The sequence below is a fragment of the Caballeronia sp. M23-90 genome (genome assembly GCF_053574605.1).
Genome location: NZ_JBSIPA010000120.1, coordinates 1 through 15285 on the forward strand (window position 1 = coordinate 1; position 15285 = coordinate 15285).

Consider the following 15285-nt stretch of genomic DNA (forward strand, 5'->3'; position numbering starts at 1 on the left):
TTGGCGTGAACTTCGGCGGCGCGACGTTGCGCCGCCGAAGTTCACGCCAAATGACGCTCGGGCTTGCCCGTGTACTTGTACGCCATTTGCCGCGGCATCGGACCTTTGTTGCGTTCCTTGCGGCCGCGCTGCTCCCACGCGTGCGACAAGATCCCGACGGCCCGCGATAAACAAAACACGCCGCGCGCAAGTTCGGGCGCAAAACCCAGCTCGGCATAAATCACGGCAGTCGCGCCGTCGATGTTCATCGGCACCGGCTTGTTCTTGCGCGCCTTCAACAACGCTTCGATACCCCGCGCCACCAACGCATATTTTCCGCTGATCACGCCTTGTTCGACGCTGGCATCGACTAGCGCGAGCAGCCTGACCGCGCGCGGATCCACGGGATGAAACCTGTGTCCGAAGCCCGGCAGATATTTGCCGCGTTCGCTGATAAACGCATCGACGCCTTGCGCGACGGCATCGTCCAACGTGGCGCCCGCGGTTTCCAAAGCGACGATCGAGTCATACAACTCGACCGCTTGCTGGCCGGCGCCGCCGTGGACGTCGTCGAGTGCATTGATGGCCGAAGCCATCGCGCCGTTAAGCGGCAAACCGCAACTCGTGGCCATGCGCGATATCGCGATCGAAGGGGCGTGCGGCCCGTGATCGACAGACGCGACGAGCGCCGCTTCGAACAGCCTCGCCTGATTCTCATCGGGCAATTCGCCGCGCAGCATCAGCCAGATCATCTGCGGAAAACTGATCGATCCAATCAGTTCCTGGATAGGAAAGCCGCGCACGTTGATCGAACCCGGATGGATATCGATGATCGATGTGCTCCAGTAATCCGCGGCAAGCGTGGCAGCATCAAAATCTTGCGTCATCTTCAGATCACTCCTTCGGCGCGTAGTTGATCGATTTCCGCCGCATCGAAACCGAGCGTGGAAAGATGGTCACGCGTGTTCGCGGACAGCTCGGGCGCGGGCGATGTCGGCGCAGTGTCGGCATCGGCGAAACGAAAACCCGCGCGAGTCACGCGTTGGCGGGTTGCGGCGTCATCGCCATTGAATTCGTGCACGAACTCGCGCGAGACCATATGCGGATGCGCGAGGATTTCCGGCACCGACATCACTCGCCCGGCGGGCACGCCGGCTTCGATGAATTTCGCGTCCCAGTTCACCGCGCTGTCCGACGCCAACGCGGTTTCTATCTCCAGCTTCAACGCCGCCCGATTGATCTTGCGTGCATTGCGCTCGGAGAAACGCGGGTCATCGGCCAGATCCGGGCGGCCGATCAAGCGGCACAAACTCACGAACTGCTTGGTTTCGTTTGCGGCGATATTGAGCAAACCGTCGCCCGTCCTGAACGTGCCCGAAGGCGCGGCCGTGAAGTTCTCGTTGCCCATGGGCGAAGGCGTGACGCCCGCGTTCAGATAATTCGATACAACCCAGCCCATGGTCGAAAGCGTGGCTTCGAGCATCGATACATCGAGCATCCTGCCGCGGCCGTTTGCGCGTGCATCGACCAGCGCGGCACAAATGCCGAACGCGGCGGTGAGTCCGCCAACCGTATCGGACACCGGATAACCCACGCGCAGCGGCGCGCTGTCGGAATCGCCGGTGACGCTCATCACGCCCGAAATGCCTTGAATGATCTGGTCGTAAGCGGGGCGTTTCGATAGTTCGCCATCCTTACCGAATCCGGAGATAGCGCAATAGACAAGTTTCGGATTGATCTCGCTGAGCGCTTCGTAGCCGAGTTCAAGCCGCGTCATCACGCCTGGCCGGAAATTCTCGACCAGCACGTCCGCGGTCTTGACGAGCGAACGAAGAATTTCCTTGCCGCGTGCGTCTTTCAGATTCAGCGTGATCGATTGCTTGCCTGCATTCACCGCAACAAACGATGCCCCCATGTCACGCGCCGATGCTTCTTTATCGGCGCCGAGCCTGCGCGCAAGATCGCCCCCTTCGGGATGCTCGACCTTGATGACCTCGGCGCCAAGCAGCGCGAGTTGATAGGCGCAAAACGGCCCGGCCAGCACATTCGATAAATCCAGCACCCGCACTCCAGCTAACGGAAGCGTCATGTCAAACCCTCTTGTTTAAAGCCGAAAAATCCATGCAACCTGACCGCCAGGCGTCAATGCGAGATCTCGTCCAGATTGCGATTGTTCGTACGCGGTCCAAAGATGCCGATGGCACCCATCACCATGATCATCGACGCGCTGATCAACGCGAACACGCCCGTCACTTCGAAGTGACGCAGCGCGAACGCAATCATGAAACCCGAGAACATGGCGGAAAGACGCGAGATGGAATAAACGAGACCGACGGCGCGCGCCCGCAGCCGCGTCGGAAAAAGCTCGGTTTGATACGCGTGGTAACCGACCGAAAGCAAGGTGCCGCACAACGTGATCAACACGCCGAGAATCATCAGCATGACGGGCGATGTCTGCGTTGCAAACAAGCTGCCGAACACGGCAATACCCAATGCGGACAATACAATCAGCGTCTTGCGTTCGATACGGTCTGCGATTGCCATGCCAATCAGCGGCCCGAACGGATTCGAGATTGCGATAACAAACGAATACAGCAAGCTGTGCGTGATCGTGACGCCTTTCGAGACGAGCAGCGTCGGCACCCAGGACGCAAATCCATAGAAACCGATTGCCTGGAAAAAGTTGAAAACGAGCATGGTGATTGCGCGCTTGCGATACGGCGGCTGCCAGATTTCGCGGAACGCGGCTTTCGTGGTCGCCGGTTCAACGGTCGCAACCGGTTCCGGCAGCGGACGTCCATATTGCGCGGCGACCTTCGTTTCAAGCGCATGGAGCACGTGTTCTGCTTCCGCGGCACGGCCTTGCTGCGCGAGCCAGCGCGGACTTTCCGGCACGCGTTGACGGATCGCCCACACCACGAGCGCACCCAGCGCCCCGATGATCACGACCCACCGCCAGCCATCCAGCCCGAATGGCTTTTGCGGCACGAGCCACCACGCGAAAAATGCGACCGACGGCACCGCCGTGTATTGCACAAGGTGAACGAATGCGAACGCACGCCCGCGCAAGTTTTTGGGCACGAGCTCGCTGACGTAGGTATCGATGGTCACGAGTTCCACGCCCACGCCAATGCCCGCAATCAGACGCCACAGGTTGATTGCGGGTGCAGTGGTCTGGAATGCCATGACGAGAGTTGCGATTGAGTACCAGAGCAACGAGACGGTGAAGATGCTTTTGCGGCCATACTTATCGGCCATACCAGCAAGAAAAAACGTGCCGATAAACAAGCCCGCGAACGATGCCGCCACGAACGCGCCCAACCCCGACACGCCGAAGAACGAAGCGGTCGTTGTCGAATACAAGCCGCTTTTCACGAGAGCCGGGCCTACGTAGGCGGTGAAAAACAGGTCGTAGAATTCGAACCATCCGCCAATGGACAGCAGGAAAACAAGCATCCACACCGAGCGCGTAGCCGGCAAGCGGTCGATGCGCGCATTGATGCCGGGCACGGTTTCCTTCGCGCCGGCGTTTGGTTTGTGCGATCCACGGTTCGCATCGATTGGCAGACTTGCCATTGAACCCTCCTACGGGTGTCTCATCTTTATCGTTCTACCTGAAAGAACGCCGTTCTGTTTACGAGTTATGCGAGGTTAGTGCGTGAGGAGGGCACGCGAAATAAGGGGTTTTACCTAGTCGCCGTGTTTTATGACTTCGCACCCGCAAGTATCCAGGCAATGACCGTATGCAGATCGGCATCGCTGATATTGGGGTTGGGAGGCATCGGTATTTCGCCCCATACACCCGCGCCGCCGTTGCGGACTTTTGTGAACAACTTGTCGGGCGCGGAAGGGTCGTTCTTGTACTTCTTCGCGACTGCCTGATATGCCGGTCCGACGACCTGCGTTTTCACTGCGTGACAGCCAAGGCAGTTGTTCTTTTGCACAATCGATAAAGCCGCTGCTCCGTCCGGCGCCGCGTGGGCCGTGATTGCCGTCGACACGAACGCCGAACACATCACCCCGATCAGCACTTTCTTCATCGTTTAGCCCACCACCTTGTCTGCCGCGCTGTTCGCCACGTGGCTGCGAAAGTCCATCGATGCGTTTGCCCTCAGCCCTTGATATCGAAGACAGGTGACGCGAAGGAATGATGCAAAGTTCGTCGTCTCACCAAGATGCTGCGTGATCTCCTCATGCAATTTGGCGATGAGTTGATTGGTGGTCATGTCGTTATCGGCGGCGAGTTCGGAAAGTGTTTGCCAGAACAGGTTTTCGAGGCGGATGGTGGTTGTCACGCCGCTGATGCGCACCGAGCGGGCGCGGCATTCGTAGAGAATCGGATCGGTTTGCGCGTAGATCCTGCACATGAACGAGCTCCTTGCAAAAAGCCACGAAGGCGGAGCCGCCGGATGGCGGCTCCGTTCCGGCATCTAGATACTCCGGCGTTTCATCTGGTCCGCGATGTAATCCGATTGCCGGATCGCCAGCGACACAATTGTGAGCGTCGGGTTTTCGGCGGCGCTGGTCGTGAACTGGCTGCCATCGGAGATAAAGAGGTTGGGGATATCGAAGGTCTGGCCGTGTTTGTTGCAGACGCCATCGCTTGATTTCGCGCTCATCCTGCACGTGCCGAGATTGTGCGTGGACGGGTAGGGCGGTGTACGCAACGTCTTCACCGCGCCCGCTGCCGCGTAGATCGCCTCGCCTTGCTTGAACGCGTGATCGCGCATGGCGATATCGTTTGGATGGTCGTCGTAGTGAACGTTCGCGACCGGCAAGCCGACTTGATCCTTCACGTCGTGATTCAGCGTGATGCGGTTCGTCTCACGCGGCATGTCTTCACCCACTATCCACATGCCTGCGGTATTTGCGTAGTTATCCATATAGTAAGTGAAGTCCGATCCCCACGCGCCCGGGTCGAAGAAGGCCGCCGCAAAAGGAAGCCCGAGCGAGATGGTTTCCATCTCGTAGCCGCCCGCGAAGCCGCGCTTCGGATTGAACTCGGCTTCATCCGTGATGATGCCGGCCATCACCGTTCCCCGATAAAAATGCACGGGCTCCTTGAACACGCCGTACACGGAACCGGTGGTGTGACGCATATAGTTGCGCCCGACCTGGCCCGAGCTGTTCGCGAGTCCGTCAGGATTCTTCGATGATTCCGATAACAACAAGAGGCGCGGTGTTTCTATCGAATTGCCTGCGACGCACACCACACGTGCGCGCTGACGTTGCTGTTTGCCGTCCGCATCCATATAGATCACGCTGCTTGCCTTGCCGGCCGCATTCGTTTCGATGCGCATGACGTGCGACTCGGGACGCACTTCGAGCCGGCCGGTCGCTTCACCGGCGGGAATCTCGGTGTAAAGCGTCGACCATTTCGCGCCTGACTTGCAGCCCTGGAAACAAAATCCCAGTTGCATGCATTGACCGCGCCCTGCTCGCGGACGGCTGTTGATTGCCATGTGGCCGGTATTGCAGTTCTTGTAGCCGACCTTGGTCGCGCCGTCGTACATGATCTTGAAGTTGTTGTTGCCCGGCAGACCCGGAATGCCGTTCGTGCGCGTCACGCCCATCTTGTTCTCGGCGCGCGCATAGTACGGTTGAAGATCGGAAAGCGTAATGGGCCAGTCGAGCAGATTCGCTTGATCGATGGAACCATAGGTCGTGCGCGCCTTGAACTCGTGCTCGTGAAAACGCAGCGATGCACCCGCCCAATGCGTCGTCGTGCCGCCGACCGTCTTGCAGATCCACGCCGGCAATTCGGGGAAATCTTTTGCGACGCGCCAGTTACCGGACGTCGTGCGTTTATCGGTCCACGCGAGTTGCCCGAAGGACTTCCATTCGTCGTTGATGAATGTGGCCGATGACTGCCGTTTGCCTGCTTCCAGCACCACCACTTTCACGCCTTTCTGACACAACTCGTTCGCAAGCGTCCCGCCGCCCGCGCCCGAACCGACGATCACGACGACCGAGTCGTCGTTGTAGTCGAACTTAGCCATGCTTGCCTCCTCGGCAGATTTTCGCGTTCAGGTTCGGATTCAGGCGACCGGCGGACTCGCGGCCGCAGGCGGGTTCGGCAACCATGTCAGGTCGTTGAATCCGCGGCCGACGTAACCGCCCTTGCTGAACGCCTCGCCTTCATAGCCGAAGTGCGCAAACGACATGTCGTTGTTGTAGAGCGAAGTGACGCATTGCGCGCGCACGAGCAGCACGAACGGATCGGTCTGGTTCGCTTCGACGATAGCCGTACGTTGTGCATCGGAGAGCGCGGTGTTGCCGGCCCATTTTCCTTGCGATGCATCGTTCAGTTTCGCCACGCCGTTCTTGATCACGTCCATCGTTTTCTGATCGGTGGCTTTTGCGTCGACATCTTTTGCCGCGAGCGCGTAGACCGCGTCGGGCAGCGTCTTGTGCGGATAGAGCGTGCGCGCGAGCGTCATGATGGCGTCGGCCTGAGCCTGGTCGATATGCGTCAGCTCGACCGCCCACGCGCGGCTCGGCGCAAGCAACGCGATGGGCGTGCCGGCGACCAGTACCCCGGACAGCATCACCGAACCTTTGAGGAAGTGCCTGCGGCTGACACGCGCAGACGGTGCAGCGGCTGCGAAACCGTGCAGGCTTTCGGCAGCGATGACGGCAATGGGGATTGCCTTGGGCATGATTGTCTCCTTTTATAGTTTGACCGGCAGTCGCTTCAGTTCATACGTAGTGACCCTCCCTCGATAGCACTTCGATCTTGAAGCCGTCGGGATCGGTGATGAAGAAAAAGCGCGCGGCAATCGCGCCGTCGTGCGTGAGCGATTTGAGATCGCCCGGCTGCATGCCCTGGTTTGACAACCGGTCGCGAAACGCCTCGATGTCATCGACCGCAAACGCCACGTGACCATAGCCCGTGCCGTGCGTATAGGGCGTTGTCGTTCCTTTGTTCAATGTGAGTTCGATCTCGGCGCCGCTGTCCGGGTCGCGCAAATAGACGAGCGTGAAAGTATCGAAATCGAGGCGATGCGACTCGCGCATGCCGAACGCGTCTTGATAGAACGCGATAGAACGATCCAGCGCTTCAACGCGGATCATCAGATGGAGATATTTGGTCATGCGCGCCTCGTGTCATAGCGTCGCTTCAGTATGCAACGTTGACACAAAAGCGGGTAATAGCGGGTTATTACGCTGCTGGAACGGGCCTGTGTTTTCCCTTATGGAACGTGTTCGCTCGGGTGAAACACCTAGTACGTATCGCTGCGCATCAAGAAGATCGGCAGCGATATGCAGGGACCAACAATCAATAAGCGCCCATGTAGTCGCGCTTGCCGATCTCGACGCCGTTATGACGCAGGATTGCGTACGCGGTCGTCACGTGAAAGAAGAATTGCGGCAAGCCGTAGTGCTGCAAGTACGCGCTGCCGGCAAGCTTCTTTTCTTTAGGTGTACCCGGACGCAGCACGATTTCCTTGTTTTCGCTGCCTTCGAATTGCGCGGCATCGAAGGAAGCAATGTGAGCCAGCGCCTTCGCGATCAGCGCCTGCAAATCGGCAAACGTCACTTCGGTGTCGGGCCATGACGGTACTTCCGCGCCGGCGAGGCGCGAACTCACGCCTTTAGAAAAATCCACCGTGATCTGTACCTGGCGCACGAGCGGGAACATGTCAGGGAACAGGCGCGCCTGCAACAGCGCATTCGGTTCAATGTTCTTTTCGGTTGCGTGCACTTCAGCTTTCCGGAGCACCTCGGACAAAGCCGTCAGCATTTGCTTGAAGACCGGGACGGATGCGTTGTAGATGGAAATGGTCATGATCACTTTTACGTAGATGTGGGTGGGTCCGCTATAGCGCCGGATGCCGCGCCAGATTATACGGTCGCGCGAAGAAGGCGCGGAGTCGGTCGGGCCAATAGGTACCGGGAAAACCCGAGGTCACATGAACACATCAAACAGCGTTATGCTGCGCTTGTTCTTGATATACCATATTGAATATATTTAAATAACGATGCTGCGCCGAATACCGACAGGGAGACACCCACCTCAATGGCTGATACGTATGTTGGACTCCGCCCGACGCCGCTGACACTCGCGCTCGTGCCGATCAGCGCATCGGCCTCGCTGCGCGACCAGGCGTACGCACGACTGAAGCAGGCTATCGCCGATGCAGATATTTATCGATCGCGTGAAGAGATCCGGCTCGATGAGAAAGAACTGACCGAAGCGCTGGGCGTAAGCCGCACGCCAGTTCGCGAAGCGATGACGCTGCTCGAGCAGGAAGGTTTTCTGCGCACGGTGCCAAGACGCGGCATTTATATACAGCGCAAGACCAAGCGCGAAATCGTCGACATGATCTATATGTGGGCCGCGCTTGAAAGCATGGCAGCACGCCTCGCCACGCTGCATGCGTCGGAGGAGGACATTGCAGGACTGCGCCGCATGTTCGACGATTTCCGCGATGCCACGCCGGCCGACCATATAGAAGAGTATTCGGAAGCGAATCTTGCGTTCCATCAGGCGATCCTGGATTTGTCGCAATCGCAGGTGATCCTCGACACCATGAAGAACCTCTTCGTCCATGTTCGCGCCATCCGGCGGATGACGATCGCGCAGAGCGACCGGGCGTCGCGATCGATCGTGGATCATATGCATATCATTGAAGCGCTGGAGCAGCGCGATACCGAGCGCGTCGAGCGCCTCGTCCGCCAGCATTCGGTGGAGCTTGCGCTGTTCGTCGAGACGAACTGCGATTTTCTCGATTGAATCGCGCGTTCCACAGTTCTTCCGAACGTACGCCGCACCATTTGCTTAGTCATCCGTAAGGTCTTGCGCAACCGTTTGCGCAGGTTGCGTTGGTCTGCGAAGCGCACTCATAAATGGCGAGTCGTTCGGCCTTCAAGAACGTGAATTTTCGGTGTCTCGCAAAATCGCATGTCCGGTCAACTTGGTGCGATGCACACACCCATTTTCCGAAAGCCGCGTCGAACATGGCTCATCTGATTTGCCGCACCGCAACAATCAAGCATCGAAACAAAAAGACGCTTGACTAATACTGTGTGTGGAATATTGTATATCACGAACTACACAAACACCCCGCCAAAGGAGGAGACGTCATGGCCGAAGTAGTAAGTAACCCGCAGAGCGCCACTGCAAGCGACACGCAAGTAGAAAAGAAGGCGGAAACGACGGATGGTTTCCATCTGGTCATCGATGCACTCAAGCTGAACGACATTCACACCATTTTCGGTCTGGTGGGTATTCCCATCACCGACCTCGCGCGCCTCGCGCAAGCCGAAGGTATGCGCTTCATCGGCTTCCGTCACGAGCAGCATGCGGGCAACGCGGCCGCTATCGCCGGCTATATGACGAAGAAGCCGGGCATCTGCCTGACGGTTTCCGCGCCAGGTTTCCTGAACGGCCTGACTGCACTCGCCAACGCGACCACGAACTGCTTCCCGATGATCCTGATCAGCGGCTCGAGCGAACGCGAGATCGTTGACTTGCAGCAGGGCGACTACGAGGAAATGGATCAGTTGAACGCAGCGAAGCCTTACGCAAAGGCCGCGTATCGTGTGCTGCACGCAGAAGATATCGGCGTGGGCATTGCACGTGCGATTCGCGCGGCCGTGTCTGGCCGTCCTGGCGGCGTCTATCTGGACTTGCCGGCCAAGCTGCTCGCGCAAACCATAGACGCTGTGAAGGCGCAGCAATCGCTGATCAAGGTTGTCGATGCCGCCCCGAGCCAGATTCCCGCCCCGGACTCCGTGAAGCGCGCAATCGATGTACTGAAGGGCGCGAAGCGTCCGCTGATCCTGCTCGGCAAGGGCGCGGCGTACGCGCAGGCCGATGCGGAAATCCGCGCATTCGTCGAAAAGAGCGGCATTCCGTATTTGCCGATGTCCATGGCAAAGGGTCTTCTGCCCGATACCCACGAGCAATCCGCGTCTGCTGCCCGTTCGTTCGTGCTGCAGGAAGCCGATGTCGTGGTACTGATCGGCGCGCGGCTGAACTGGCTGCTGTCGCACGGCAAGGGCAAGACGTGGGGCGCGGTACCGAAGAAGTTCATCCAGATCGACATCTCGCCGACGGAAATCGACAGCAACGTCGCGATCGCGGCGCCCGTCATTGGTGACATCGGTTCGTGCGTGTCCGCGCTGCTGAACGAAATTGAGTCGGGCGGCTTTGCGAAGCCGAGCGTCGAATGGACCGGCGCGATCACCGAACGCAAGAGCAAGAACCTCGCGAAGATGGCCGCGACGCTCGACCAGAACCCGTCGCCGATGAACTTCCACAGCGCCCTGCGCGCCATCCGCGATGTGTTGAAGACGCGCCCGGACATCAACGTGGTGAACGAAGGCGCGAACACGCTGGACTATGCGCGCAGCATCATCGACATGTATGAGCCGCGCAAACGCTTCGACTCCGGCACGTGGGGAATCATGGGCATCGGCATGGGATTCGCGATCGGTGCGGCCGTGACGAGCGGCAAGCCGGTGGTTGCAATCGAAGGCGACAGTGCGTTCGGCTTCAGCGGCATGGAACTCGAAACGATCTGCCGATACGACCTGCCGGTGGTCACCATCGTGTTCAACAACAACGGCGTGTATCGCGGCACGGACGTGAACCCGACCGGTGGCAAGGACGTTGCGCCGACCGTGTTCGTGAAGGGCGCACGCTACGACAAGATGATCGAGGCATTCGGTGGCGTGGGTTTCAATGCCACCACGCCGGAAGAACTGACGAAGGCGCTGCAGGAAGGCATCGCGTCTGGCAAGCCGACGCTGATCAACGCTGTGATCGATGAAGCCGCGGGCACCGAAAGCGGCCGTCTGACGAACCTCAACCCGCAAAGCGCGGCGATGAAAAAGTAAAGCGAAGCTAAAGGAGACATGACATGAGCAAACCACTCGAAGGCATCAAGATCATCGACTTCACACACGTCCAGGCAGGCCCTGCGTGCACGCAGTTACTGGCATGGTTCGGTGCGGACGTTATCAAGGTCGAGCGCCCCGGTTCCGGCGATGTAACCCGCAACCAGTTGCGTGATATTCCAGACGCCGATGCGCTGTACTTCACCATGCTGAACAGCAACAAGAAGTCGCTGACGCTCGACACCAAGAAGCCTGAAGGCAAGGAAGTGCTGGAGAAGCTGATCCGCGAATCCGATGTTCTGGTCGAGAACTTCGGCCCGGGCGCGCTGGACCGGATGGGGTTTTCGTGGGAACGGCTGAACGAACTGAACCCGAAGATGATCGTGGCGTCGGTCAAGGGCTTCAGCGATGGCCATCATTACGATGACCTGAAGGTCTACGAAAACGTCGCGCAATGCGCGGGCGGTGCGGCATCGACGACGGGCTTCTGGGACGGTCCTCCGACCATCAGCGCAGCCGCGCTCGGCGACAGCAACACGGGCATGCACCTGGCCATCGGCATTCTGACGGCATTGATCGGCCGCGATAAGACCGGCAAGGGCCAGAAGGTGGCGGTATCGATGCAGGACAGCGTGCTGAATCTGTGCCGCGTGAAGCTGCGCGATCAGCAGCGCCTCGACCGCCTGGGCTATCTGGAAGAGTATCCGCAATACCCGCACGGTGAATTCAGCGATGTCGTGCCGCGCGGCGGCAATGCCGGCGGTGGCGGTCAGCCGGGCTGGGTGCTCAAGTGCAAGGGCTGGGAAACGGACCCGAACTCGTACATCTACTTTACGATCCAGGGCCACGCGTGGGCGCCGATCTGCAAGGCGATCGGCAAGCCGGAATGGATCGACGATCCGAAGTACAACACCGCGCAAGCACGCCAGCCGCACATCTTTGATATCTTCGCGACCATCGAAACCTGGCTCGCCGACAAGACCAAGTTCGAAGCCGTCGATATCCTGCGCAAGTTCGACATTCCTTGCGCACCGGTCCTGACCATGAAGGAACTCGCCAACGATCCGTCGCTGCGTGCAAGCGGCACGATCGTGGAAGTGCCGCACAGCGTTCGCGGTTCGTATCTCACGGTCGGCAGCCCGATCAAGTTCTCGGACCTGAAGCCGGAAGTGACGGCATCGCCGCTGTTGGGCGAGCATACGGAAGAAGTCTTGGTGAGCCTCGGTTATAGCCCGCAGGAAATCTTCAACCTGAAGGAAATCCAGGCGGTCTGATCGTCTGGACCTGTCGTAAAAGCCGGTCGAAGCACCGGGGTCTCATTCTTCGAGACCCCGCTCAATGCGGCGCCACAAAGCGGGCGCCGCGTTGAACTGAATCATTGCCCTTCCAGAACCGGCGGAATCCTGACTGATTACAAATCGGTCTACCGCCGCAGCCATCGACACCCTCACGGAAGTTTTGCGCGCCAATGTGCCGATGGCGCCCGTTCGTCTTTTCATCGTGAAGCGCTATCAGGAGGTTCCAAATGCACGTCGAAGTCCTTGGGCAATACAGACTCGAACTGTCCGCCATGCAATTGATCCACAACGGCGGCTGGGCGGCCTACCTCGCCATTCGCACCGTCGATGAGAACCAGCAGTCGCAATCAGGCTTGCTGCCCTATCAGCACGTGGTCGACGAAGCCGTGTTCGAGAGCGAAGCAGCGGCAATCGCGGGTGCACGTCGTGCGGCGATGGCAATGTTGAGCACCGCGGCAACCCGATAAAGCGTGCGTTTAATGATTGGTAATCCTGAATGACCAAACTGGATTATCGGAATCAATTGGCCGACTCAGCAGACGCATAAAACAAAAGCGTTCGACCGCACGAAATTAGTCATAAAAGCGGTTGCAGAAATACGATGTTCAAAATACGATATATCAGAAGAGGCAAGCCAAGGCAGTTCACCCGGCGTGCGGACCTTCGCTGATCCGTGAGCGATCCGCGGTACGAGCCGGCAAAGTCCGGCAGCCAGCCACGCGCCACGCCAAGCAGACAAGATCAATTTAGGGAGACGCAAAATGGGCAAGGCATTGGAGGGCGTGAAGATCCTCGACTTCACGCATGTGCAGTCGGGGCCGACCTGCACGCAGTTGCTGGCGTGGTTCGGCGCGGACGTGATCAAGGTGGAGCGGGCGGGTGTAGGCGATGTCACGCGTGACCAGCTCCGCGATATCCCTGAGGCGGACAGCCTGTACTTCACGATGCTGAACCACAACAAGCGATCGGTCACGATCGATACAAAAAATCCCGAAGGCAAGCAGGTTCTCGAAGAGCTGATCCAGGTCTGCGACGTGATGGTCGAGAATTTCGCTCCCGGCGCGCTGGACCGGATGGGCTTCACATGGGAACGCGTCCAGGAACTGAACCCGCGGATGATCGTGGCGTCGGTGAAAGGTTTTGGTCCCGGTCCGTATGAGGACTGCAAGGTCTACGAGAACGTGGCGCAATGCGTGGGCGGGGCCGCGTCGACGACAGGTTTCGACGATGGTCCGCCCGTTGTGACCGGTGCGCAAATTGGCGACTCGGGAACGGGCCTGCATCTCGCACTCGGCATTGTGACAGCGCTTTTTCAACGACACACAACGGGTCGCGGGCAGTACGTTCTCTCCGCGATGCAGGACAGCGTGCTCAACCTGTGCCGCGTGAAGCTGCGCGATCAGCAACGCCTGGAACGCACAGGCGTGATGAAGGAATATCCGCAGTATCCCAATGGCGAGTTCGGTGAAGCCGTGCCACGCGCAGGCAACGCATCCGGCGGTGGTCAGCCCGGCTGGATCCTGAAATGCAAGGGATGGGAAACGGACCCGAACGCGTACATCTATTTCATTACGCAAGCGCCCGTGTGGGCGAAGATCTGCAACGTGATCGGCAAGGAAGAATGGGCCACCGATCCGAACTACGCCACCGCCGCCGCGCGACTGCCGCATCTGAAGGACATCTTCGCCGAGATCGAACGCTGGACCATGACCAAGACCAAATTCCAGGCCATGGACATTCTGAACAAATACGACATTCCGTGCGGCCCGATTTTATCGATGAAAGAAATCGCGGAAGAGCCGTCGTTGCGCGAAACCGGAACCATTGTCGAAGTCGATCATCCAGTGCGCGGCAAATACCTGACCGTCGGGAATCCTATCAAATTGTCGGATAGCCCCACCGAAGTCACGCGCTCGCCCTTGCTCGGCGAACACACCGACGAAGTGATGGCCGAACTCGGCTATCAGCCGGAACAGATTGCGCATTTGCGAGCGGTCGGCGCCATTTAAAACGCCGGCTTGCAATAAAAGATGATGCGACGCGGCTGAAATGCAGCCGGCGTCAGCGCACCCCATAAAAACTTGCAGGAGACAAACGATGAAAACGTGGATACGGTTTCGGAACGCGCATGGCCAGACGGGATTCGGCGTTCTGGAAAACCATCGCATCACGCAATACGACGGCGAGATGTTCGGGGTTTCGACTCCCGGCGCCAATTTGCTGAGCCTTGAAGACGTCACGCTGCTGAGCCCGTGCGTACCGACAAAAGTGGTCGCGCTCTGGAACAACTTTCACGCGTTGTCGGAGAAACTGGGGAAGGCCGCGCCTTCCCATCCGCTGTTTCTCATCAAGCCGCCGACTTCCGTGATCGGCCACGGCGAACCCATCCGGCGACCGAAGGCTTACAGCGGCAAGATCGCATACGAAGGCGAACTGGCAATCGTGATCGGCAAGCGCTGCAGCAATGTGTCGGCGGAAGAAGCCGATGACCATATCTTCGGCTATAGCTGCATCAACGACGTCACCGCCGCCGAACTCCTCAACGAAGATCCCAACTTCGCGCAATGGTGCAGATCGAAGGGCTTCGATACCTTCAGTTGCATCGGCCCCGCGATCCAGCGCGATTTCGACTGGCGCAATGCGCATGTCGTCACGCGTCTCGATGGCGTCGAGCGCCAGAACTATCCGCTCTCCGACATGATCTATTCGCCCGCGCAGCAAGTGAGCCTGATCTCGCAAGACATGACCCTCGAACCCGGCGATGTGATCGCGTGCGGCACGTCCATTGGCGTCGGATCGATCAAGGATGGCGCGACGGTGGAAGTGTCTATTGGCGGGATCGGGGTGTTGTCGAACGTTTTAGCGGGCGGAGCCTGACATGGCCATGACCATTGCTGTACCGCGCGAAATCCGCGCGGGCGAGCGCCGCGTTGCCGCGACACCCGAAACCGTCGGCCAGTTGTTGAAACTCGGCTTCGCGGTGAATGTGGAATCGCAGGCGGGCCTCGCCGCATCATTCGATGACGACGCCTACCGTAAAGCGCTGGGAAGCCGGTTTTTCGATGCCTACGTCGAATATCGCATTGACTTCGTCCCGCCATACGTCGAACCGCTGGTCCTCGGAATAGGCGTCTGTCGAGAAATGGAAGAGATAAGGATTCAA

Annotated in this window: 15 protein-coding genes and 1 pseudogene; 7 read left to right on the forward strand and 9 right to left on the reverse strand. The window is 58.9% G+C overall.

Going from position 1 to position 15285, the window contains the following annotated elements; genetic code table 11:
- Positions 1–41: 41 nt before the first annotated feature.
- The 9 genes from ACRXB1_RS14350 to ACRXB1_RS14390 form a co-directional block, all read right to left on the reverse strand.
- Positions 42–866: a citryl-CoA lyase gene (locus ACRXB1_RS14350; RefSeq protein WP_449492364.1), complete on the reverse strand. Its 825-nt coding sequence runs from the start codon at positions 864–866 to the stop codon at positions 42–44.
- A 2-nt stretch (positions 867–868) separates the two neighbouring features.
- The gene (locus ACRXB1_RS14355) at positions 869–2068 is read right to left on the reverse strand and encodes a CaiB/BaiF CoA transferase family protein (protein ID WP_449492365.1); all 1200 of its coding nucleotides are present in this window, start codon (positions 2066–2068) and stop codon (positions 869–871) included.
- Between the two features lie 53 nt (positions 2069–2121).
- Entirely contained in the window at positions 2122–3555 is a 1434-nt protein-coding gene (locus tag ACRXB1_RS14360) for an MFS transporter (RefSeq protein WP_449492366.1), read from the reverse strand.
- A gap of 128 nt (positions 3556–3683) precedes the next feature.
- Positions 3684–4019 carry a c-type cytochrome gene (locus ACRXB1_RS14365; RefSeq protein ID WP_174362748.1) on the reverse strand — a complete coding sequence of 112 codons (336 nt, stop codon included), beginning with the start codon at positions 4017–4019 and terminating at the stop codon, positions 3684–3686.
- Between the two features lie 3 nt (positions 4020–4022).
- Positions 4023–4346, reverse strand: a complete 324-nt coding sequence (locus ACRXB1_RS14370; protein ID WP_174362749.1) for a ribbon-helix-helix domain-containing protein — start codon at positions 4344–4346, stop codon at positions 4023–4025.
- Between the two features lie 63 nt (positions 4347–4409).
- The gene (locus ACRXB1_RS14375) at positions 4410–5978 is read right to left on the reverse strand and encodes a GMC family oxidoreductase (RefSeq protein ID WP_174362750.1); all 1569 of its coding nucleotides are present in this window, start codon (positions 5976–5978) and stop codon (positions 4410–4412) included.
- Between the two features lie 39 nt (positions 5979–6017).
- Positions 6018–6638, reverse strand: a complete 621-nt coding sequence (locus ACRXB1_RS14380; RefSeq protein WP_375508038.1) for a twin-arginine translocation signal domain-containing protein — start codon at positions 6636–6638, stop codon at positions 6018–6020.
- Between the two features lie 40 nt (positions 6639–6678).
- A complete protein-coding gene (locus tag ACRXB1_RS14385) occupies positions 6679–7074 on the reverse strand; it encodes a VOC family protein (protein ID WP_449492367.1) in 396 nt (131 codons plus the stop codon).
- Positions 7075–7258: 184 nt separating this feature from the next.
- The gene (locus ACRXB1_RS14390) at positions 7259–7768 is read right to left on the reverse strand and encodes a DUF1993 domain-containing protein (RefSeq protein ID WP_449492368.1); all 510 of its coding nucleotides are present in this window, start codon (positions 7766–7768) and stop codon (positions 7259–7261) included.
- A gap of 231 nt (positions 7769–7999) precedes the next feature.
- Between ACRXB1_RS14390 and ACRXB1_RS14395 the strand changes: the two genes are divergently transcribed.
- The 7 genes and pseudogenes from ACRXB1_RS14395 to ACRXB1_RS14425 form a co-directional block, all read left to right on the forward strand.
- Entirely contained in the window at positions 8000–8716 is a 717-nt protein-coding gene (locus ACRXB1_RS14395; protein ID WP_174362753.1) for a GntR family transcriptional regulator, read from the forward strand.
- A gap of 350 nt (positions 8717–9066) precedes the next feature.
- Complete coding sequence (gene oxc, locus ACRXB1_RS14400; RefSeq protein ID WP_062001248.1) at positions 9067–10824, forward strand: oxalyl-CoA decarboxylase; 1758 nt, start codon at positions 9067–9069, stop codon at positions 10822–10824.
- 23 nt (positions 10825–10847) lie between these two features.
- On the forward strand, positions 10848–12098 hold the full coding sequence (gene frc, locus ACRXB1_RS14405; protein WP_449492369.1) for a formyl-CoA transferase: 1251 nt from the start codon (positions 10848–10850) through the stop codon (positions 12096–12098).
- Positions 12099–12349: 251 nt separating this feature from the next.
- Positions 12350–12589, forward strand: coding sequence for a hypothetical protein (locus ACRXB1_RS14410; RefSeq protein ID WP_062001246.1), 240 nt, complete (start codon positions 12350–12352; stop codon positions 12587–12589).
- 294 nt (positions 12590–12883) lie between these two features.
- Positions 12884–14131, forward strand: a complete 1248-nt coding sequence (gene frc / locus ACRXB1_RS14415) for a formyl-CoA transferase (RefSeq protein WP_062001245.1) — start codon at positions 12884–12886, stop codon at positions 14129–14131.
- Between the two features lie 88 nt (positions 14132–14219).
- A complete protein-coding gene (locus ACRXB1_RS14420) occupies positions 14220–14999 on the forward strand; it encodes a fumarylacetoacetate hydrolase family protein (protein ID WP_174362713.1) in 780 nt (259 codons plus the stop codon).
- A gap of 1 nt (position 15000) precedes the next feature.
- Positions 15001–15285 (forward strand): annotated as a pseudogene (locus ACRXB1_RS14425) (hypothetical protein); the annotation flags it as partial.

Coding starts and splice junctions, on each gene's coding strand:
- ACRXB1_RS14370 (WP_174362749.1), bottom strand. CDS start 4,346: ATGTGCAGGATCTACGCGCAAACCGATCCGATTCTCTACGAATGCCGC.
- oxc (WP_062001248.1), top strand. CDS start 9,067: ATGGCCGAAGTAGTAAGTAACCCGCAGAGCGCCACTGCAAGCGACACG.
- frc (WP_062001245.1), top strand. CDS start 12,884: ATGGGCAAGGCATTGGAGGGCGTGAAGATCCTCGACTTCACGCATGTG.
- ACRXB1_RS14375 (WP_174362750.1), bottom strand. CDS start 5,978: ATGGCTAAGTTCGACTACAACGACGACTCGGTCGTCGTGATCGTCGGT.
- frc (WP_449492369.1), top strand. CDS start 10,848: ATGAGCAAACCACTCGAAGGCATCAAGATCATCGACTTCACACACGTC.
- ACRXB1_RS14390 (WP_449492368.1), bottom strand. CDS start 7,768: ATGACCATTTCCATCTACAACGCATCCGTCCCGGTCTTCAAGCAAATG.
- ACRXB1_RS14360 (WP_449492366.1), bottom strand. CDS start 3,555: ATGGCAAGTCTGCCAATCGATGCGAACCGTGGATCGCACAAACCAAAC.
- ACRXB1_RS14420 (WP_174362713.1), top strand. CDS start 14,220: ATGAAAACGTGGATACGGTTTCGGAACGCGCATGGCCAGACGGGATTC.
- ACRXB1_RS14410 (WP_062001246.1), top strand. CDS start 12,350: ATGCACGTCGAAGTCCTTGGGCAATACAGACTCGAACTGTCCGCCATG.
- ACRXB1_RS14355 (WP_449492365.1), bottom strand. CDS start 2,068: ATGACGCTTCCGTTAGCTGGAGTGCGGGTGCTGGATTTATCGAATGTG.
- ACRXB1_RS14385 (WP_449492367.1), bottom strand. CDS start 7,074: ATGACCAAATATCTCCATCTGATGATCCGCGTTGAAGCGCTGGATCGT.
- ACRXB1_RS14395 (WP_174362753.1), top strand. CDS start 8,000: ATGGCTGATACGTATGTTGGACTCCGCCCGACGCCGCTGACACTCGCG.
- ACRXB1_RS14365 (WP_174362748.1), bottom strand. CDS start 4,019: ATGAAGAAAGTGCTGATCGGGGTGATGTGTTCGGCGTTCGTGTCGACG.
- ACRXB1_RS14350 (WP_449492364.1), bottom strand. CDS start 866: ATGACGCAAGATTTTGATGCTGCCACGCTTGCCGCGGATTACTGGAGC.
- ACRXB1_RS14380 (WP_375508038.1), bottom strand. CDS start 6,638: ATGCCCAAGGCAATCCCCATTGCCGTCATCGCTGCCGAAAGCCTGCAC.